Raw genomic sequence first — 21,285 nt, 5'->3', positions numbered from 1 at the left:
TAATCAAATTTTTACATATTATCATTCAAAAATATAGACTTATAATTACCCCTCTGTTATGATGTTGAATAAGGTCTTTATAAAATTCCCGACTCCTAAAAACATCAAAGGACTGCTTAAAAAGTACATTTCCCGGCTTTCATTTAACGGGAGTACCTTTATAAGCAGTCCTTTTTATTTCAACATTTATTAGTAGGCAAGAACAGATTCACCGCTAATGATGGTACCATTGTTTCCGCCTTCACAAATTTCTTTCATGGATCCGGGCTTGTCGAAGTTGAACACATGCATAGGCAAATGATAGTCTCTAGCCAATATAAAGGCTGACTGATCCATTACCTTCAAATTATATTGCAAAACATCATTGTAATGAAGAGATTTGAACCGCTTCGCATCGGCATCGAATTTAGGATCGGCATTAAAAATGCCATCAACGCCTTGTTTTGCAACTAGAAGCGCCTCACTATTGACTTCAATGCCCCTTTGTACCGAAGGATAATCCGTTGTCACGTAGGGTTGACCGTTGCCTCCAGCAAATATGACGATATATCCTTGCTCCAAATGGTGGATTGCACGCAGTCTGATGTATGGCTCGGCGACCGAAGTAATCGGTATCGCTGTCATTACGCGTACTTCTTTGTCTGTTTTAGCTTTCAGCACCCCGCGAAGCATCAAACTATTAATGACGGTTGCAAGTGTTCCGATGTTGTCTGCTTCCGCTCTTTCGATTCCCCAGCTTTCCGCCATATTGCCGCGAAATATGTTCCCCCCGCCAATAACGAGCGACACCTCAACACCTAAACGGACCACGGATATAATTTCATTCGCAATGTAATTTAACCGTTCAGGCTCAAAACCGAATTCAGCATTTCCTGCAACTGCCCCGCCGCTAAGCTTAATAAGAACTCTCTTGTATCTCATTCGCCGTTACACCTCCATAGGATAAAAAAAACACTAAAGCAATAGATGCTTTAGTGTAAAAGTGAAATGGGAATATGAAAAACACGATTGGTTAACGTAACCCTGCACTTGATCCTCATATTCCCACTCCTTCCATTTATTAATTCTCACCTATTTTATACTGAGTACGAGCAAAAAAGCAACTATCCATTAGCAGCAAACATTTCTACTCCACTTTTGTCGCATGCTTCTGAGCAAGAAGCGACAGCTCAGCTGCTTTGAAAGCATGCTCCTGCGTCATGGCATGCTCAGTGCCGTTCAAGCAATCGAGAATGAGCTGGCCAAAATAAGGGAAGCCCACTTTGCCGCGAAGCTGAATATGCTGCTCGCCATCTGCGTTTACCAAATAAAGCTGGTCGCCATCCTTATCTTTAGCGATATCAATATACTTCCTCATCTCGATGTAGCCTTCTGTTCCTAGAATCATAGTACGGCCGTCGCCCCATGTTCCAAGACCGCTTGGTGTCAGCCAGTCGACACGGAAGTAGCCGGTTGCCCCGTTCTCGCCAACAAGCGTCATATCTCCAAAATCCTCAAGCTCTGGATACTCCTTATTGGCATAGTTGGCCACCTTGCTGTTTACAACATTGGCATTCTGATTGCCTGTAAAATATAGAAATTGTTCAATTTGATGCGATCCGATATCACAAATAATGCCGCCATACTTTTCCTTCTCAAAAAACCATGATGGGCGGGAGGCAGCGTTTAAACGATGCGGCCCGAGCCCAATAACTTGAACAACACGCCCAATTGCGCCTTGTTCGATCAATTGCCCCGCATAAACCGCACATTCCACATGCAATCTCTCGCTGTAATATACTGCGTATTTTTTACCTGTATCTGCATATGCAGCGCGAGCGTCCGCGAGCTGTTCAAGCGTTGTGAATGGCGCTTTATCGGTAAAATAATGTTTGCCGCTCTGCATGACGCGAACGCCTAGCGGTCCGCGCTCCGATGTTACCGCTGCAGCTGCAACCAGCTGCACCTCATCATCGGAGAGCACCTGCTCTTCCGACTCAGCTGCCCGTACCTCCGGATATTGACGGATAAATGCTTCAACCTTAGCGGGGTCAGCATCGTATACCCATTTTAAAGTGGCGCCCGCTTCCACTAGTCCGTTGCACATGCCATAAATATGACCGTGATCAAGACTAACAGCGGCGATTACGAATTGCTCATCCTCAACTACTCTATTCGGCTTTCCCTTTGGCGCATATTTCATGCCATCTGCATTACTCATCGATCTAGTCCTCCTTCTGATAAGCTGAGCTTGCGATTTTCTCTTGCAGATGCTTATAAAACAACTCCTCATCAATCGGCAAATCTACCCAGCCATCCGTCCATGTCGAAAGCAGCATCGCATTCGAGAGCATAAGCCCTTTGATGCCTTCCTCACCTGGAGCAATCAATGGTTCATTGAAGAGAATCGCATTCACCCAGTTTTGTGTAATGCCTTTATGATCAGGGTTGCTGCCATGAATCGGAATTTCACATTTCCAACATTCTGGCTGACCGAAGCCGCCTTTGAACTGCTTGTTGAATTCCGGCTCAGGAACGGTTAGACGCCAGAATGTTAATTGGTTATTTTCAATTACAATTTTACCGCGATCACCGCTCACTTCCAGTCTGTTCGTGCCTGGCGCTTCGCCAGTCGTCGTCACGAACACTCCAGTAGCTCCGTTCTCGTACTCTACGAATGCGGTTACATCATCCTCAACCTCGATGTCACGATGCTTGCCGAAGTAGCAGAAAGCACGGACGCGCTTTGGCATCATACTGATCGTCCATTGCCACAAATCGAGTTGATGCGGATCTTGGTTTAGCAGCACTCCGCCGCCTTCACCAGCCCAAGTTGCACGCCAAGTACCGGAGTCATAATAGCTTTGTGAGCGATACCAATTGGTTATAATCCAATTGGTTCTTCTTATTTCACCTAGCTCGCCGTTATCTATCAATTCTTTCAGCTTCACGTATATCGGGTTTGTCCGTTGGTTATACATCATGCTGAATTTCACATTTGTTTGGCTGGCTGCATCATTCATCTCGCGAACCTGCTTCGTATAAACACCTGCCGGCTTCTCGCAAAGCACATGCAGACCACGCTTAAAGCAAGCTATAGAAAGCTCTGGATGGGAGAAATGCGGCGTTGCAATGAGCACTCCGTCAACAAGTCCAGAGTCCATCATTTCATAAGGATCCTCATATAATCCGACTTGATCGCCAAGCTTTTCTTTTGCCCACGCAAGATTTGCTTGTACACAATCACTAACTGCGGTTATTTCAACTCCACTGACTTCACCTTTTAATAAGTAGCCAATATGACCCTTGCCCATATTTCCTAGTCCGATAATTCCCAAACGAACGATCTGCATCCGAATACCGCCCCTTTATTTACATTGTTATAATAGCAGCTGCTTTCACAATCGTTTTGCCTGCCTATATGGTAGCATTTTGGGATGCAGTGGGCTTCATTCGCATTAACTTGTTTACGCTTTTATTTGACTGTGGTTGGTGTATAATGATGGTATTTATGAGTGGAGGCGAAACGATGAGCAAGCAGCAACAAATCCAATTACCGTTCACAATGGGAACCAGCTCTGATTTTAATGCTCATATTCCCTATCATAGTCACTTTCATTACGAAATCTATTATTTCCATGGCGGCAAAGTAAACTATCTTATTAATGACCGCATCTATGTTCTGGAGCCTGGCGACTTGCTGCTTATGCACGGGATGACACTTCACCGGGCACATGTCGATCCAAGCGCAGTTTACCACCGGTCGATCCTACATTTTGATCCGTATTACTTCAAGCAATTTATTCAGCCTTCATTTGCAGCGGACCTGCTCGAGCCCTTCGAGAAGCTTCAAAATATACGTTTGCAGCTGAGGGGCAATGAGAAAGCGGAAATAGAAGCTAGTCTTCATAAGCTTGAACAGCTTTACGTCCTGCAGGACAGCTTCTCCATTCAGCGATTTCAAGCTTTAATGCTCGATTTTCTTATTCAGATCAATCAGCTTTGCCAGAAGCCGCTGAAGGATAAACCAACCTTTCCTACCTCCAAGGAACGCCATGTTCAAGCGGTCATCTCCTATTTGGAGTGTCATTATAATAATGATATTACGCTGGAGGCGATTCAAGCAGAGCTGCACTTAAGCAAATACTATTTGGCTAAAACATTCAAAGAGGTTACTGGATTTACAATCTTCCAGTTTCTCATGCAGCGTAGAATCTATCAGGCCAAAATCGAACTTATCAACACCATTCACCCCATTACCGACATTGGTTATGATGTTGGTTTTAAGCATCCCTCTCATTTCAGCCGCGCTTTCAAGCTGCATACCGACCTTACACCCGAACAATATCGCAAGCAAAATCATGTCTCTTCCGATCAACTGTAAACCGCTTCATTCCAAATTTGTGGATTGAAGCTCTTGACCCATTTAGTTGTTAAGCGTATTATTGTCATAACAACTAAATGAAAATAGCAGGTGAAAGCAATGGAAATTATACAATCAGTAGGCTATATGCTCAGCAATACAGGCCGCAAACTAAACCTTCGGCTGCATCAGCTTTTTCAAGATTATGACGTTACGCCTGAACAATGGTCGCTGCTCATGTATCTTGATGAGCATGATGGCATGACTCATAAAGATTTGGCACAGCGCTCCGACAAGGACCCCGCCAACATTACACGGCTTGTTGACCAGCTTGAACGAAAAGCGCTTGTCCGACGTGTCGCCAATCCGAATGACCGCCGATCGCAGCTGCTTTATTTAACCGCTAATGGCAGAACATGCTCTAATGAACTGGCACCTATCGAAGAAAAATTTGTTGCACAGCTGTTGACCGATATTTCTGAAGACGAAATTCAATCATTCAAAAAATTTATCGCCAAAATAACTAAAAACGCAGAACTGAACCACGAATCAAACACAAAGACGAGTGAATGATCGGCGAACATCTGAGAGGGGAACTATAATGAATACGAATAAATTATGGAGCGCCGACTTCATTAAAATATGTTTAAGCAGCTTTTTTCTATTTTTTGCTTTTTATACATTAGCAACAGCGTTGTCCGTTTATGTGACCAATGGACTTGGAGGATCTGACACGCAGGCCGGATTATCGATGACCGTCTTCGTTATCGCCTCTGTATTGCTGCGGCCCTTCGCAGGCCAACTGATGACTCGTTATGGGGAACGGAAAATCGTTATTATTTCGTTGCTGCTGTTTCTATTGTTTTCGATCGCATACTTAGGTGTCTTTGGATATGCGATGCTGCTGCTGGTTCGTTTTTTTCATGGCGGCACGTTCGCTATCGCAACTACCTCAACGAATACGACTGCAATTGGAATCATACCCGAACATCGCAAAGGAGAAGGAATTAGTTATTTCAGCTTATTTATGAGCCTCGCGATGGTCATCGGGCCCTTCGTTGGTTTAACGATAACGACGCATGGCGGTTTTACAGCGATGTTCGCACTATGCGCTGTCTGCGCGCTCTTCGCCTTCATCCTAGGCGCTTCAACAGCCAAAAAATCCGCTGCTGCCAAAGCTGAACGACCGATCTTAAAAACGAAGAGCAAGCTGCATTGGCGCGATCTTGTAGAGAAGAAAGCTGTGCCAATTGCACTTAGCGGCTTTATAGTCGCGTTCGCCTACAGCGGACTTGTAACGTTTATGTCGGTTTATGCTCATGAACAGGCTATTGATCAATATGCAAGCTATTTCTTTGTGTGCTTCGGCATTATGATTGTATTGCCTCGTCCGCTTGTCGGTAAATTGCTTGATCGTGTAGGAGAACATGTCATTGTATATCCCAGCATCGTTATATTTGCCATCGGCATGCTGCTGCTTAGCCAAGCAAGCTCGCCAGTTATTCTGCTTGTTTCCGGTGCTGTCATTGGTCTCGGATACGGCGCCCTGCTGCCTTGCTTTCAGACCATAGCCGTGCTTGCTGCTCCGGCTCATCGCAGAGGGCTCGCTACAGCAACGTTTTATTTGCTGTTTGACCTTGGATATGGCATTGGATCCTACACGCTTGGCTCGTTGGCTTCAAGCTACGGATACAGCGTTATGTATATACTTTGTGCCATTATAATTGCCTTATCTTCCGTCATTTATTTCACACTTCACCATAAACGCAAAAGATTGTTGGCGACATCAGACGATAACGCCTATAGCTCATCCTAGGCCTATCGTTAGCTGATGCTCAACAGGCAGCATAATTTCCACGACTGTTCCTTCATTCATCACACTGCTAATTTGAAGCGTACCCTTGTGCGCTTCAATAATGCGGTTGCTGATCATTATGCCAAGCCCAGTCCCTTTTTCTTTCGTTGTCAGAAAAGGTTCGCCGATTTTTGAAATAAGCTCCTCCGGTATACCTGGACCGCCATCTATAATTCGGATATGAACGAAGCCATCCTCCAAGCTTGCAACCGTCACTACAACTTCGCCGCCCTGCGGCATCGCCTCTAACGCGTTTTTAATAATATTCAAAAAAACCTGCTTAAGCTGGTCCACATTGCAAAATATACTCGGCCGTGTATGGTCAAAACAAACCTTCAATTCCACATTTATTAGAATAGCTTGTGTTTCCAGCAAAGATAATACACTTCGCAGTATCGGCTCTAGAGGCTCGCTGCGATAGTTCGCGAAATGCGGCTTCGCTAACGTCATAAACTCATTTACGATTAAAGTAATACGGTCAATTTCATTGGCCATAATTGAAAAATAATGCGGGTTCTCCGGGTATTTACTGCTTAATAGCTGCGTGAAGCCCTTTAGCGCTGTTAACGGATTTCGAATTTCATGCGCTACGCCTGCGGCAAGCTGACCAATTGCCGACAGCTTCTCTGAACGAATAAGAACCTCCTCCGAGCGTTTGCGGTCGGTCAAATCACGAATCACACTGAGCATGACATCCTTGCCCAAATAATTGTTAATTCGGATACTAGATATTTCTACATCCAATAACTGTCCGTCTGGACGTACAAGGACTCGTTCAACAAATGACGTCGGTTCATCCGACGACATGATTAAATCCATCTGCTCCAATGAAGAGGCATGATGACTGGGATGAATAAACTCGAATACACTTCTTCCAATGACCTCTTTTCCAGGTTCAATCCCGAGTGCATGCAAAGCTAGTTTGTTCGCATAAAGGACGATTCCTTGATCGCTAATAACGATGGGTTCGGGGACAAACTTAATAATTTTTTGATATAGGTTCGCATTGTCCCTTAGCAGATTTTCCTTTTCACGTTTAAAGGTTACGTCTTGTATCGTGCCGAGTAAGGACAGCTGTCCATTGAACATAATGATGGAGGTGTTACCCTCTAAATAAATGATGCTGCCGTCTTTTTTTCTGCCTGTACACTTGAGCGGAAATTGATTTAACCCAATCGCCGATCCATGCATAATCTCGTTTCTGTGATGATTGATTTCATCCATTGACACCAAATCGCTTGAAGTGAGTTCATACATCTCCTCTAATGTGTAGCCATACATCTCCGCCAAATAAGGATTGGCATAAACAATTTTATTGCTTTGTCCTACAAATACGCCTGCTACGACATTTTCCATCAAGCTTTTATATAAATAATCCTTCTCGTGCAAGGAGGCTTCCATGCGCTTCTGCTTGGTTATATCATGAATAATAAGCTGGACAGCATTTTTACCATCAAATTTCACAGCAACTGCTCTCATTTCAACCTCTATCGTTTGCTGATCCAGACGAAGCAGCTCGTAGTAAGTAAACGTAGAAGGATTAGCCTCTATAATTAAATAGTTGATCATTGCTGGAAACCGCTCTAAATATTCGGAATGTATGAATTTATTTATGGGGTCTCCAATAATATCATCGAGATTGCTAATGCCCAGCATGGTTAGCATTGCGTGGTTAGCAAATACAATATCACCTTCTAACACAACAATTAGCCCGTCAGGAAGCATATGAACTAAATGCTGATATCTCTCTTCGCTTTCCCTCAATTGTTCGTTAACCTCGACGATTTTAATCCCCTCATCTCATCTCATTTCAACAAACAGCTTCATCCTGTTGATTACTTTCAACATCCCCAGCCTTCTTCCTGCTCCGCTTCGATTTTAAAATACAAAAAAACATTGCCGCCAGCAAGTGTATCGATTAGCGGCAATGTCTATAAGAGAGTCATGTAATCCGTTTTACTACTCGTTCATAAAGCCCCGTGCCACTAATACTCTAGCAATCATAACTGCTGCTTCCGCTCTTGTGGCTAACGCCTTCGGCGCAAGAGCGACCTTGTTTTGCCCTTCTACAATTCCTAAGCTCAGCGCAAGCTTCCAATCCTCTACAGCCCAAGCTGAAGCATATTTTGCATCACTGAATACATTAAGATTGAAATCCGCTTGTTTGATTTGTGGATTTGCCAAACGATAAGCCCGCATTAACATGACGATCATCTGCTCTCTCGAAATAGATTCGCTTGGCCTAAACATCATATTGTCAAATCCTTTGATGAAACCCGCTTCATACGCTGAAGCGATAGCGTCCGAATACCAAGCGTCAGCCTTCGTATCTTTAAATGGTTTGAGGCTGCTAGCAGAAAGACCAAAAGCTTCGGTCAGCATAACCGCGAACTCTGCTCTTGTAACCTTTTGCCCTGGAGCAAATTCACTCTCGGTAATCCCTTTAATCATTTGCTGAGAAGCAAGCTTCGTTACTTCCTTCTCCGCCCAGTGCCCCTTCATATCTAAAAAGGTTTTCTTCTCATTGATAACAGTGTAGATGCTATTCGACAAGCTGCTTATGACTGCCTCAATTTTTCCATTTGACATCGCCTTGAACAGAGTCGGCACATGCTTCCACCGTTTACCGGCTTCATCATAAACTACACCTGTTGCAAACTCAGTCATTGAAGCTGCTGGCAAAATGATGGAGCGCTTCACATAATGATTAGCGAAACTATGAATCGTTTGCACTTTACCTCCCGTTTCTAACATAAGCTCAAAAGCATAAACCTCACCAATCGGTTTGATTCCTGTATGCTCTGTTAGCAGCTGGCTAGCAGCCGAATCCAGCTTTTTCATTCGCAGCCTCAGCTGTGCATTCGGATCATCAGATAGAAGATGACGAATAGCTGAGATATTCAGCTCATACACGGCATTGTAAATCGAAATTTCAATAATCGTTTCTGGCTGAGCGGCTGCTGCCTCCTTCAAGACAGAGACAGGTAAAACGATATCCGCGGCTGATTCCTTTGTTGTTAATACAAGCGACAGCACGGAATTATGGTTTGCTGCAGCGCGCTTCAATGCAGCTTGTAAATCTTCCTTCTGGAATGTCAGCTCTGCAAACGTTTTTCCGTCCTCTTGCTTTTTTACAGTTTCGTTCCATTTCAAGCTCTCCGACGGCTGTGGAGTTACAGCACCGTCAGGCGGAGTGCTTGGAGCATTAAGATCAGCCATTAATGCATTTGCGGTCCAGTTTCCGGCTTGATCGCGCGCTTCCAGTACAAATCGATAGCTGCGCCCTGCGGAAAGTCCACTCACCTGAGTTGCTGTTTCCGTGCTTGGAACGATTTTAAAGCCGGTATCCCATGACAAGCGATAAGCGGCGATTTGTCCATTATCAATAGCTAACGGCCATTTTAACGCTGCGCTGCCATTCTCGCCCTGAGCAGCAGAAAGTGCTGCTTCTGCTGGCCAATTAGGTGCAATATCATCCGCTACTTTAACTGTATACGTTCTTATTGCATCTCCATACGCAGCCTTTAGCTGTGTTTCACCTTGACCTATACCCGTTAATACCCCGCTGCTGCTTATTTCTGCAACAGCTGAATCTTTCACCGCCCAAATTACAGCTTCAGCCTCAGCTTCAGTGCCATTTGCGAAAGCAGTCAGTTGAATGCTTTGCCCTGCTTCTACTAGGTATGGCGCTTGGCGCTGTTCACCTGCTGCAACCGAGAAGGCATGATGAGTAAAACTAAAGGCTTCATTTGTTGTCTCAAATGCAAAACCAGAAGCTCCATTCATAAATGCTCCGACCTTCACTCCGCGAACAAGGGTATCACCGAATACCGCAGAACCTTTTATATTGCCGGATGCTTGAATGCCCCATGTACCCGCACCGTCAACTACGTTATTTTCAAGCACGATGCCAGACGTATACTTTTCGCCAAGCAAAGAAATACCTTGGAAAGTGCTGTCTGAAATAATATTGTCACGCACTTGAATGTTCCCTGTCATATCCGTATCACCTGAGAATAAGAATAAACCGCCAAAATCTGCTGGCCAGTTATGCTCTCTTCCTCCTGTTCGCAGCAACGTATTGCGCTCTACGATAACATTGTTTTCAAAAGGAACGGGATTATGTCTCGTACTAACGCTAATTCCTGCACCAAAAGCAACGGTATCCGAAACGATATTGTCTGAAATGGTAACGTCCTTGCCGCCGTAAACGGCAATGTTGTTGGACAGCCACGGCAGCTCCGCTGTATTGAAGCGGAACGTATTGCCAACGGATTGTTTTCCGTTTGCCCACATCGCAAGCGAATCATCTCCTGTATTGCGCAGCTGGGTTTGCTCGGCCATCGCATTCGAGGTGCCTGTGCTAAAGTTAATGCCATCGGCAAACGTATTCCTAATTTGCAAGCCAGCAACATATAAGCCATCTGTTGCAAGGGTTGCACCGCCTGCAAGCTCCTTCTCCGTTACCCAAATCCCGGTTTTCACATGGTCTACGCGAATATGCTGAAGCGTTGAACCAATGCCATAAGTGCCATCAAATGCAGATTCTGGCTGGTCATCACGACGGGAGGTTACCTCTCCATCAATAGCAAGATCATACACGCGTATATGATTTCCTACTCCCATAAATCCGCCGCCAACGAGCGTCGTTTGCCATTTGCCTGCACCGCGAATCGTAATGTCAGCAAGCTCGATAGGACCCTGGTCAATACGGAAGGTTCCAGCAGGAAGCCAGACCCCCTTGCCGCTCAGCTTTGCTGCTTCAATAGCCTCTCTGATTGCATTAGAGTCATCAGTTCCGTCATTTGCTGCAGCTCCAAATTCAGTTACAGAAACAAAACCGTCAGGCATGCTGTAAGCAGCATCAGCAAGCTCAGCCTCTACTAAATCGATCACGATATGGTCAGCTGCGCTGTCCGCTTCCTTTTGCACTCTAATCATAGAGCCAGCTGCTGCATCAGCAATGATGAAGCTTGTTTCATCAAAGAAAAGATGAGCGTCTCCATCGCTTGGTTGATTGGTCCAAGGATAGCTTCCATATACCCAAGAGTATTTAGAGGTTAATAGCCCTGCTTCTTGCTTCACTCCGTTTACATATAAACCTATGGATGATTGATTGCCCATACCGTCTTCGGAATCCGGAATCGAATAACGAAGCGTTAATCGATTTGCCGCTTTTTGCAGCTTGAACTCCACATAATCGCCTGCTTCTTCCAAACGGACCGCCTGTCTGCCGGATGCTTCAGAAGCTAAAGCACGATAGGCACGGGTTGGTTCAATGATCACTGCATTCGTCGCAGCATGCTCGGCTTCATATTGACTGTAAGCCGTGCTTGCTCCTCTGCCTGCGAGCGGAAGCACATTATTTACTACAAGCTGATCGAGCAAAATTTGACCAACGTCGCCTTTGTTATTCGATAAGGTTACGGTATTTAATCCAGCTCTAAGCGTTAGCTTGAACTCATGTTTCTGCCAAGTGTCCCAGCTGCCTGCAGCTGTAAAGGCAAGCTGCTGCTCATTCAAGCCATTGACTGCCGCCGCTAGCACCTTTGCTGATCCGTTAGCATTCGCATACCGAATCGAAGCGTCATACGTGCCAGCTTCCTCAGCAAATACGGTAAAAGTCACAGAAGCATTTAGCGCCGAGAAATCCCCCGCGTATCCATCGCCGCTGAAGCCTTTCGCATCAGCGCCTGCTTGAACCCCACCGCTTAGGAAAGCATCTTCTGCTTCTAATGTGACATTAGCTTTAAGCAATGCCATTCTAAGCTGCTGCTCGTCTTTAGGTGCGTTAAGCGTTCCTGAAGACAGACCTGCAGCATTGCCGCTTATTTGGAGAAGCATACCTTTGACTTCGACGTTCTCGAAGCTTAAAAGACCGCTTCGATCGATCATTTTCCACTGGCTCGATGCTTCTGCTTTACCTGTATTCTCAGAAACGATCAACTGACCATCCTTCACAGCAAGGTAGCGATCTGCCGCTTCATTATAGATCAGCTTATAACCATCCTCGTCCTGAAGACGCCAATTCGATTCTGAACTTCCGCTTGAGGCAGGAAGTACAACAAGCTCATTTCCGTTAATCGCAAGTCTAACATCACTGCCAGCACTCAAAAGCTGGAAGCTGCGAGAATCATTCAGCCTTGTTGTATGCACAAGCTCGGAAGGTGCTTCTGGTTCTGGAACAAAGCTGTCTTTTGAAGCCGTCTCCAGCTCCCATTGGAGCGCCGCCGATTCGATCGAGCGCAAACCAACCTGTGCATATCCTGTTCGGTCCTGAATATGCATGTAGTCTACCGGCTGTGACTTGCTGCGCAGGAGAAACTTGCCGTTTACTAAATTCCGCTCTAAGAACCAGGTCTGCTCTCCATTGCTGCCAAGCATTCCTGCTCTGCTTACTAAATAGGCTTCCTCTTTTGCTATCGTAATCTTATGGTTCGTGGCACGGTTAATGATTGTAACTTCTCCAATCACACTGCTAGTATTGCTTAACAGCATCCAGTGTGATCTTGCATCTCTTGCATTTGGTGTTCCGTAAAGAATAACCCCGAATTCATTTTCGTATAAATAGCTGCTGTTGTCGGCATTTTTCAAACGAATATAATCCGTCGGTATTTCCGATGGCAGCAAAGGCTGAGCTTCGATTGCAATCCATTGCGCGCTACCCCATTCAGCAGGGATATTGCTTGATTGGGCGTACCCTGTTGCGTCCTGCACATGAATAACTTGATCTGTTTTGTATCCGTTTGTAAACACTAATTTATGATCTTCTGTAACGATGACAGTCCATTTAGCACTTGTCCAGCTCTCTTCAATCGTTCCGCAGTTTAGTGGAAGCAAATGGGGATTTGTATCCGCCTGCATGCCTTCTACATGAAGATAGTGTCCAGTCAAACGATTTTTGACACGTTTTAATCCATTTCCTGCATCCTCAATGAGCCAATGTGATGCCGCATTCAAGGAATCAGGATCACCATATTTTACTTTTTGCTCATCTTCATAAAGAAGCTTGTTCGTATAGCTATTTTTTAATTGAATATAGTTGGGAGCTGCTTCCTTCGCTACAGGAACAAAAGTCCATTTGGGACTACCCCAATCACGAGGAACTGCGCCAAATTGTACAAAACCAAGCTTTTTCTCAACATGGAGAAAGCTGCCTTCATCGCTTGCAGGATGAATTAGCTTTGATCCTGAGGAGTTTAAGTTATCAATTACCCATTGCTCCGTGACAGCGCTTTCAGTTGCTTTAACTGTTTTAACCGAGATTTTGTCGGAGCTCACATCCTTCAAGCTTATGTAATTTCCAGTTGCGCGGTTCTGAATTCGCTGCATGCCTTCCTCTTCAACGATGAGCCATTGTCCGAGCTTGTTATCAGCTAATACGTTTCCGTATTTGACGATTCCATCGTCCTCATACATATAGAGGCCAAGCCAATCGTTTTTGATTTGAATATATTTTGGCGAGTTGTCGGGATTAGGATTGTAAACCGTTTTTACGGTAACCGGCTCAACCGCCCATTTTGGCGTGCCCCATGTTTTATCAATAGTGCTCAATTGAGCATCAGTTTTGCCTGCCTCTTCTTGAACATGAAGATATCGATAGGCACCTTCAGATGTTGTTGCCGCATGCTCAATGTTTACATAACCAGCTTCGTTGGCGTCTAGTATTTTCCAATCTACATCTACCAAGTTCTCATCTGCTGGAATGAGCGTGACAGGACTATAATAATACGTCGAATCAACAGCGGAAACATAGGCATTCGAAGCTCTATTCTTAATTTGCTGATTGCCATCCTTATTCTCTACTGCAAAATGAGAGGACGGATCTGCTTCAGCCGGCTTGCCGTATTTCAATATCCCTTCTGCGGCAAATAAATACTCTCCCGTATGCTTGTTTTTGAAACGCACATAATCAACAACGGGTTCAAATGACCACTGCGCTGTTCCCCAATTAGGCGGGATGCTGCTAGCTTGTGCAAATCCTGTTTTGTCCTCAATATGAATATAGTGATTTGGATTAGTGCTTGGCTGAATCGATTTAAAACCTTCTGTAGCCGCATTCACAATTTTCCACAACGCAGCCGCATCACTACTTGCTGCTGCCAAGCGAATTGGACYCTCGTGAGAAGTCCACCCTTCCAATGACATATAAAGACCAGTTTCTCTATTTTTGATCATCTGCTTCCCATCGTGCTCTTCAATAAACCACTGGGAGGCTCGGTCCGTTTCTACAGGAGCACCGTAAGCTACTTTATCTCCATCTGCTAATAAGTAGGTTCCTCTGTATTGATTTTTAATGCGAACATATTCCGCTTTATCCCCTTCTGCAGCTTGTACAGCCGTATTTCCCCCGCCCTGCAAGGCGGGGATATACGAGCTTAGCAGAAGAAAAATTAATGCACTGAGCGAAACTCGGCGCAGCTTTTTCTTCATCATCAATTCCTCCACGTATTGTTTTGCGATAAAATGCTAACCTTTCACCCCAGCTACATTAAGTCCACCCATAATGTAACGCTGGAAAATAAGGAAAAATATTAGCGGCGGAACCATCGTAATGGAGAGCACCGCAAACTTCACGTTCCACTGAATCGTGGAGCCGGAGTAGACCACATATCTGAAAATACCTGTTGCAAGAGGATACATATCCTTCTCCAGCATAACAAGTGACGGCCAATAAAAATCATTCCATGTGCTGGAGAAATAGAAGATGATAAGCGTCATTAGGATAGGTACCGACAAAGGAATCGCGATCCGAATAAAACATAAAAACTCACTAGCTCCGTCGATTCTCCCTGCTTCAAACAGTTCCTTATGCAATCCATCGAAAAAGTTTTTCATGAGCAGCAAATAAAAAGCATTCGCGCCTGCTGGAAGCCAAAAGGCCCAGTAGCTGTTTAGCAAACCTAAGCTTTGCAAGTTAAGGAAGTTTGGAATTAAGTAAGTAGCAGATGGAATCATCAGGGTAGACAAGAAAAACAGCATGACCACTTTCTTGAAAGGTACCCGCATATGAGACAACGCGAATGACGTCATGCCAATAAAGACAAGCGCGAAAATGACCGTGCCAATAAAAATCATCAGCGTATTTTTCAAGAACATAAGCATCGGAATAACATGCCATGCATCAATATAGTTATGCCACAGCCAATCCTTTGGGAAAAACGGCGCAGGGAAAGCAAAAAATTCCCCAGTCGTTTTCAGAGAGCTAAGCAGCGTATTCAGAAAGGGATACAGCATGGATACAATGATTATGCCGATAAACAGCACCATCACAGCGTAACCAAGCTTTACTTGCCAACGTTTGAAATCAAATGACGAGATTATGGAACGCTCGGTATTTTTCATCCTTTTTCACTCCTATTCTGCACTTTCAGGTAGAAGAAGGAGAGCACCATCATAACGGCGAACATCATCGTACCCATTGCTGTTGCTTTGCCAAAATCCAAATAAGTGAATGCATTTCTGTTCATAAGCAGCATATAAGTTAAAGTCGCGTTGTCCGGACCTCCGGCAGTCATAGCCAGTTGTGCTTGGAAGCTTTGCGAGGTGTTAATGATTTGAAGTAAAAACATCAGGAACAGCAATGAGCGCAAATTAGGCAGTGTAATAAACTTAATTCGTTGCCATACACTTGCACCGTCGATTTCCGCAGCTTCATACAGATCCCGCGGTATGCCGACGATTGAAGCCAAATAGATGAGCACCGCTCCGCCAAAGTTTTGCCACGTTTCCATAATAACGATCGAGATCATGGACATGCCTTTTGTGAAAAAATCAATTGCCGGCAATCCGATGCCCATCAGAAATGCATTAATTGGACCGATCGGATCATAAAACCAAACCCACATGCCATACAACACGATAGCTGGTATTACACTTGGCAAATAACCCGCTACGCGAGCTAGTCCTTGAAATCTTCTGAGCTCCGATACAGCAATAGCAACCGCAGCAGGCACCCAAAAGCCAATGACTACGCAAAGCCCCATATAATACAGCGTATTTTTTATTGCGGTATAAAAGTCACTTGAACTAGTAATATCGATGTAGTTTTGCAGTCCAACAAAAACATTCCCTTTAACGAAATCCACCTCTTGAAAGCTGTACAGAACTCCCTTAATAATAGGAATCCAGAGAAAGAGCAAGAAAACGATAATTTCGGGAAGTACAAACAAGGCCCCCCACATATAGAGGTTCCACTTGCGCTTTTTCTTCGTGCTTATCGTTGATGTAATCGTTTGTGTTGCCATGGTTCTCCCCCTCCCAAGGTGCTGCGATACTTATGATCACTTCTAATTTGTAAAAAAAACGGGCCAATACCGAGGTTATTGGTATTGGCCCTTGGTGTCGCGGCTTATTATTGAATCGTAATTTTGTCGTAGAATTCCGATTGGACTTTAGCTGCTGCTTCATCCAACACTTTTTTCAAATCAACATTTTTTGTCGTGAACACTTTTTGAATAACGTTAGCCATTTCTGCATAGAAAGCTTGTGTTTCATATTGCGGCTCCGGCTTACCATCAAGCAAAGCCATCAAAGCAGGGTCATATGTGAACACATTGTCGTGTTTAGCCAACATCGTATCCCATTTTTGACCGAACTCCGATTCTGGTGTCCAATAGAAAATTGTTTGTGGAATATATACTTTGTTTTCTGATTTACGTGTAGTAATTTCACCATCAATTGCATTAATGAATTCGTCAGTGAAATACTCGGAAGTCAACCAGTCAAATGCTGTTTTTTGCTGTGCAGCATCTGCTTTAGGGTTGATGACTTTGAAGCTGCCGCCTAGTACGCCAGTGTGCTTGCCGCCTTTAGTTACGGATGGGATTGGATAAATCACGACGTCGTCTTTGCTGATACCGCCTGTGTTGATGGCTGCATCCGCTGCATTGCCGCTTCCGCACATAACCATTGCACCACGGCCTTGGTTAAACAGGTTGAGTGCATCGCCGTAGCCTAGCGCCCAGTTTTTCGGAAGCACGTCAGCATCTTTCAGCTGCTTGTAAAACTCCAACGCTTTCAAACCTTGCTCGCTGTTGAATGTTGCTTTTACTTTGCCGTTCTCAACCGTTTGAATGTCGCCGCCCGCTGCAAACAAGAAGTTCGTCCAGTTCCAGCCTGCTTCTGTGCCTTTGCCCATTGGGATAAAGCCAGCAATACCTTTAGCCGGATCGTTTACTTTTTTCGCAGTTTCAATCAGCTCTTCCCAAGTCCAGTCAAGCGATGGAAGCGGAACGCCCTTTTCCTCGAAAATTTTCTTGTTAAGCGTAATTGTCATAACATAAGCATCTACTGGAATACCATAAATTTTACCGTCAACGGAGAATGGACCCGTCATAATTGGATTTAGGTCATCTTTGTTTTTCCAATTTTCAATAAGGCTCGTAACATCAGCCGCCCAGCCTTTTTCAGCTAGAACACGTCCTTCTGTCAAATAAGCATTAAACTCAGTTGGCGCATTGTTAGCAGCCATTTTAATTCCGATTTCAGTTGGATTGTACTGCCAATCGTCCGTCTTGATCGTAACGTTAGGGTTTGCTTTTTTGAAACGCTCAATTTTCAGGTTCAACTGCTCGATCGCTTCTGTTCTATCCGGCGGTTGGCCTTGAACTGTAATTTCTACAGGCTCTGCTGGTTTCTCAGTTGCTGGCTGCTCCTCTGTTTTGTTTACAGCTGCATTCGTTGCTTTTCCAGCATTTTCTTCTTTCCCTTTGTTTCCGCCATTGTTACTGCCACTGCAGCCTGCCAATACAATCATTAGTACGAGCATGCTGATTACGATTCCCCTGATCTTCATCGTGTTGGTTCCCCTCTCAATTAGGTCTTTTGTTGCTTGCATCCTCATTATAAGTCAGCTTCTTCCCTCTACACGATGGTCGCTGTTACGGTTAAGGTGTGCGCTGTTATGATTTCGACATATTGTTCGACATATAAAAACTGCTCGCGCAGCAGCACGAGCAGAAATGTTATTTTTTTAAATCTGATAGATTATAGCCAAAATACTTTTTAAACATTTTGCTAAAATGCTCCGGCGACTCATAACCAATCTCATCTGCAATCTCGTATCTCCGCATATCAGTCGTAAGCAGCAGCCTTCTTCCAGCTTCCATTCTCTGCTTCGTCAGGTAATCCCATATCGTAATATTAAGCACCTTTTTAAATAAATAGCTCAAATAATTGGGACTTAGATGAACGGCATCCGCAATATCCTGCAGCTTCATTCCTTTTTTACTAAAATGTTTGTCTATGTAGCCTCTCGCTTCCTGAATATCTCCATTATGATCCTCCGTAGATTTTTTGTCTGACACATCCTCGGCCAAAAATACATGATGATCATGATGAACCTCTGTCATTTTTAGCGCGGAGATCGCTTCCTTGTATAGCTCTGCCCAGCTGTACAGCCCTTCCTTAATCGTACTAATCCCAATCGTGCATTGGACATTTAAGTATTCCAGCAGATGCGCATGAAGTTGTTGTCCGATCGTCGTCAGCAAGCTGCTTCTCATCGAATGGTCCAGCTCTTTTGTTGAAAGCTGCAGCACGACAGTCAGAGCTCCATTCGGTGAATAAAACAATAACTTATCCCAGCTGCTGATCGTTTCCTCTACCACGTTGTAGCAGGCATACTTAAGCAAATTCCGATCCCGCAAGGACTGAATGTCTTTATCCGTTTTACCAGCGTTTTTCAAATGCAGCTGGATTGTAAACAAACAGAAGCAGGGGCCCTCCATCTTTAATCCTAATGATTGAAATAAAGCTTCAACCTCCGACTCGCCAAGCCCTTCCGTAATTAACTCGTTAAGCAGCATATGCTGCTTTGGATTCGTTTCCTCCAAATAAAACTTGCGATTGAACGCAGCATCGGATGCCGTGCGAAGCTCACTTTCCTTATGTCTTAGCAAACCTCCAACTATTTGAATAAGCTGCTTCGGCATGACTGGCTTTACGATATACTCTTTGGCGCCGAACTTCATTGCTTTCTGAGCATAAGCAAACTCTCCATGCGCAGACAGCACGATAATCGGGACCGCACTATTTTCTACAAATATCGTTTCCATGAGCTCAATGCCGTTCATATGCTCCATCTGAATATCTGTAATGATCAAATCTATTTTCTCCAGTCGAAAATAATCCAAGGCTTCAAAGCCATTGCCAGCCGTAAACAGCTCGCCGATTTGAATATCTGACTGCCTTAATATTGAGCTGATCCCTTTACAAATCATCGGTTCATCATCAACAATCAGTATATTATACATGCTCTTCCTCCCTCATGAGGTCTTCTGTGGTATGTGAGATTGGTATCGTAAGCTGAGCCCGAAGCCCGCCTTCCGCACGCAAAGCATATTCCAAACCGAATAACTCGCCAAAATGCAATTGGATTCGTTTATTGACGTTTCGAATGCCGTATCCTGCATCAGGATTTCTGCCTTCCAAAATATCATAAATGTGCGCAACATCCCTCAAGCGATATCCGTTGTCTTCTATTGCAATGACGATGCAATCCAGCTCCAGCTTGATTGATATCCATAGCTCGCCATCACTATCCATTCGTTTGATGCCATGCACGATTGCATTTTCGATAAGCGGCTGCAGTACAACCTTCGGAATTAGACAGCTCTTCGCTTCCTCTTGAATGATCCAATTGACACTGAAATTATAATCATAACGCTTTAGTTGAAGCCTTACATAAGCCTCTGCATGCTGCAGCTCTTCTTCAATCGTAATTAATGATTTGCCTCGGCTAAGGCCAATTCGCATTACAAGGGAGAGATCTCGAACCATTTCCGCTGACTCGTCCGTTCCCTCAAGCGTCATCCGCCAATAAATGGATTCCAGCGTATTATAAAGCAGATGCGGATTGATTTGTGAATGAAGGATCGACAGCTCCGCCTCCTTTTGCTTCAGCTCAAGCACATATTTATCGTGGATCGTTTCATTTAGCCGCTCTGTCATATCCATGAAATTATTGTTTAAAATTTCGATTTCATCTTTGGTACGCTGTGGATATTGTGTTAAGCCAAGCGGTTTGCCTGGCTCATAAGAGCGTGTATGCCTAGCGAGTCTAGAAATTGGACGAACGATGGAACGAATAAAGTAAACACCTAATAGGAGCAAGAGCAGGAAATAACCCATCATCGAATAATAAACGAGCTGCTCAATAACCTCATGATCGCCGATTATAGATTGCAGCGGTGTTTTGTAGAGCAGCTTTGTTTTACTTTGCTCGCTTTGATGAATGGCATATAGCCACTTTTTCCCATCAACCTCTAGCGTATAATATCCACCTTTGGAATTCGATACGTAGTCCGGCAACGGGAGGATCTTTCCGATGGAGTAGTTGCTTGTTGTTGAGATGACGATATTATCTTCATTTAAAATCAATAATTCGCCGTCCTTCGCCACATTATCAGGATCAAGATCACTTGCCAGCACACGTTCAAGTCCCGACGCGATCAAGTACCCAGCTTCTGGTGAGCGCCCATTCGTTATGCTGTTCATTTGTTTTACCATAACAAGCGTCTCCAGATCGGACGGATTATCTCCGAATTGATGCAGTACCTTCAGCACTCCCCGCCCCTGTGCACGATAAGCCTCCTTATACCATGGAAGCGCATCCACATTTGTAGAGAAGTAGATGCCTCGCGTCTGAATATCCAAAGAAGGCACAAAAGAGTAAAGGCTTTCAGAATCCGGCATAAAAAAAGAATACGCTATTTTAGGAGATGTTTGTTTGAGCAGCATCTCATCCAGAGACGTGAACCGTCTAAAACGCTCGTAGGATGAAGATAACGGGATATTAAGCATTTCCTGAATTTCCTTGGTCATCATGATCGAATTCATGGTCTCTTCCATATGCATGATTGTTCGATCAATCGTTACATGACTTGATTCCACCCACTTCACCAGAGTCGAACCCACTTGCCGCTCCGTAATTTCTGCGACATTGCGCGAGACAACCCAATCCATAAAAATAACAGGTATAACGACTAGTACAATAAACAACGCGATGAATCGCTGGAGCATTGTGAGATTAGTAAAGGATTCTCGCATCTATTATGCAGCCTCTCTCCATTGAATACTTCTTAAA

At 44.4% G+C, this 21,285-nt stretch carries 13 protein-coding genes; 3 read left to right on the top strand and 10 right to left on the bottom strand.

Features of this window, described 5'->3' with window-relative positions:
* Positions 1 to 189 precede the first annotated feature (189 nt).
* From pyrH to AB4Z45_RS09075, 3 genes are all read right to left on the bottom strand, one after another.
* Complete coding sequence (gene pyrH, locus AB4Z45_RS09085) at positions 190 to 921, bottom strand: UMP kinase (protein WP_441908836.1); 732 nt, start codon at positions 919 to 921, stop codon at positions 190 to 192.
* A 205-nt stretch (positions 922 to 1,126) separates the two neighbouring features.
* Positions 1,127 to 2,200 carry a Gfo/Idh/MocA family protein gene (locus AB4Z45_RS09080; RefSeq protein ID WP_441908835.1) on the bottom strand — a complete coding sequence of 358 codons (1,074 nt, stop codon included), beginning with the start codon at positions 2,198 to 2,200 and terminating at the stop codon, positions 1,127 to 1,129.
* Positions 2,201 to 2,204: 4 nt separating this feature from the next.
* Entirely contained in the window at positions 2,205 to 3,332 is a 1,128-nt protein-coding gene (locus tag AB4Z45_RS09075) for a Gfo/Idh/MocA family protein (RefSeq protein ID WP_339207580.1), read from the bottom strand.
* A 176-nt stretch (positions 3,333 to 3,508) separates the two neighbouring features.
* Here AB4Z45_RS09075 and AB4Z45_RS09070 point away from each other — a divergent pair, with 176 nt between their 5' ends.
* The 3 genes from AB4Z45_RS09070 (at position 3,509) to AB4Z45_RS09060 (ending at position 6,158) form a co-directional block, all read left to right on the top strand.
* Positions 3,509 to 4,363: an AraC family transcriptional regulator gene (locus AB4Z45_RS09070; RefSeq protein ID WP_441908834.1), complete on the top strand. Its 855-nt coding sequence runs from the start codon at positions 3,509 to 3,511 to the stop codon at positions 4,361 to 4,363.
* A gap of 99 nt (positions 4,364 to 4,462) precedes the next feature.
* Complete coding sequence (locus AB4Z45_RS09065; RefSeq protein ID WP_441879177.1) at positions 4,463 to 4,915, top strand: MarR family winged helix-turn-helix transcriptional regulator; 453 nt, start codon at positions 4,463 to 4,465, stop codon at positions 4,913 to 4,915.
* A 28-nt stretch (positions 4,916 to 4,943) separates the two neighbouring features.
* A complete protein-coding gene (locus tag AB4Z45_RS09060; RefSeq protein WP_441908833.1) occupies positions 4,944 to 6,158 on the top strand; it encodes an MFS transporter in 1,215 nt (404 codons plus the stop codon).
* On the opposite strand, the gene AB4Z45_RS09055 is transcribed toward AB4Z45_RS09060, so the two are convergent.
* The 7 genes from AB4Z45_RS09055 to AB4Z45_RS09025 all read right to left on the bottom strand — a co-directional run bounded on the left by AB4Z45_RS09055 (position 6,150) and on the right by AB4Z45_RS09025 (position 21,248).
* Positions 6,150 to 7,961, bottom strand: a complete 1,812-nt coding sequence (locus AB4Z45_RS09055) for a PAS domain S-box protein (RefSeq protein ID WP_441908832.1) — start codon at positions 7,959 to 7,961, stop codon at positions 6,150 to 6,152. The two genes, AB4Z45_RS09060 and AB4Z45_RS09055, sit on opposite strands and share 9 nt — an antisense overlap.
* Positions 7,962 to 8,156: 195 nt before the next feature.
* Complete coding sequence (locus AB4Z45_RS09050; RefSeq protein WP_441908830.1) at positions 8,157 to 14,633, bottom strand: S-layer homology domain-containing protein; 6,477 nt, start codon at positions 14,631 to 14,633, stop codon at positions 8,157 to 8,159.
* A 33-nt stretch (positions 14,634 to 14,666) separates the two neighbouring features.
* The gene (locus AB4Z45_RS09045; RefSeq protein ID WP_441908828.1) at positions 14,667 to 15,542 is read right to left on the bottom strand and encodes a carbohydrate ABC transporter permease; all 876 of its coding nucleotides are present in this window, start codon (positions 15,540 to 15,542) and stop codon (positions 14,667 to 14,669) included.
* Positions 15,539 to 16,444, bottom strand: a complete 906-nt coding sequence (locus AB4Z45_RS09040; protein WP_441908827.1) for a carbohydrate ABC transporter permease — start codon at positions 16,442 to 16,444, stop codon at positions 15,539 to 15,541. Before AB4Z45_RS09040 ends, AB4Z45_RS09045 begins: the two co-directional genes overlap by 4 nt.
* A 107-nt stretch (positions 16,445 to 16,551) precedes the next feature.
* Positions 16,552 to 17,994: an ABC transporter substrate-binding protein gene (locus AB4Z45_RS09035; protein ID WP_441908825.1), complete on the bottom strand. Its 1,443-nt coding sequence runs from the start codon at positions 17,992 to 17,994 to the stop codon at positions 16,552 to 16,554.
* A gap of 169 nt (positions 17,995 to 18,163) precedes the next feature.
* Complete coding sequence (locus AB4Z45_RS09030; RefSeq protein WP_441908823.1) at positions 18,164 to 19,453, bottom strand: response regulator; 1,290 nt, start codon at positions 19,451 to 19,453, stop codon at positions 18,164 to 18,166.
* On the bottom strand, positions 19,446 to 21,248 hold the full coding sequence (locus AB4Z45_RS09025) for a histidine kinase (protein ID WP_441908821.1): 1,803 nt from the start codon (positions 21,246 to 21,248) through the stop codon (positions 19,446 to 19,448). The genes AB4Z45_RS09030 and AB4Z45_RS09025 overlap by 8 nt, the downstream gene beginning before the upstream one ends.
* Positions 21,249 to 21,285: the final 37 nt, after the last annotated feature.

This window comes from Paenibacillus sp. MCAF9, from assembly GCF_052114265.1.
Lineage (GTDB): Bacteria > Bacillota > Bacilli > Paenibacillales > Paenibacillaceae > Pristimantibacillus.
Note: the sequence above shows the minus strand (reverse complement) of the source record. Positions and strands in the feature narration are given on the sequence as shown.

Coding starts and splice junctions, on each gene's coding strand:
- pyrH (WP_441908836.1), bottom strand. CDS start 921: ATGAGATACAAGAGAGTTCTTATTAAGCTTAGCGGCGGGGCAGTTGCA.
- AB4Z45_RS09080 (WP_441908835.1), bottom strand. CDS start 2,200: ATGAGTAATGCAGATGGCATGAAATATGCGCCAAAGGGAAAGCCGAAT.
- AB4Z45_RS09075 (WP_339207580.1), bottom strand. CDS start 3,332: ATGCAGATCGTTCGTTTGGGAATTATCGGACTAGGAAATATGGGCAAG.
- AB4Z45_RS09070 (WP_441908834.1), top strand. CDS start 3,509: ATGAGCAAGCAGCAACAAATCCAATTACCGTTCACAATGGGAACCAGC.
- AB4Z45_RS09065 (WP_441879177.1), top strand. CDS start 4,463: ATGGAAATTATACAATCAGTAGGCTATATGCTCAGCAATACAGGCCGC.
- AB4Z45_RS09060 (WP_441908833.1), top strand. CDS start 4,944: ATGAATACGAATAAATTATGGAGCGCCGACTTCATTAAAATATGTTTA.
- AB4Z45_RS09045 (WP_441908828.1), bottom strand. CDS start 15,542: ATGAAAAATACCGAGCGTTCCATAATCTCGTCATTTGATTTCAAACGT.
- AB4Z45_RS09040 (WP_441908827.1), bottom strand. CDS start 16,444: ATGGCAACACAAACGATTACATCAACGATAAGCACGAAGAAAAAGCGC.
- AB4Z45_RS09035 (WP_441908825.1), bottom strand. CDS start 17,994: ATGAAGATCAGGGGAATCGTAATCAGCATGCTCGTACTAATGATTGTA.
- AB4Z45_RS09030 (WP_441908823.1), bottom strand. CDS start 19,453: ATGTATAATATACTGATTGTTGATGATGAACCGATGATTTGTAAAGGG.
- AB4Z45_RS09025 (WP_441908821.1), bottom strand. CDS start 21,248: ATGCGAGAATCCTTTACTAATCTCACAATGCTCCAGCGATTCATCGCG.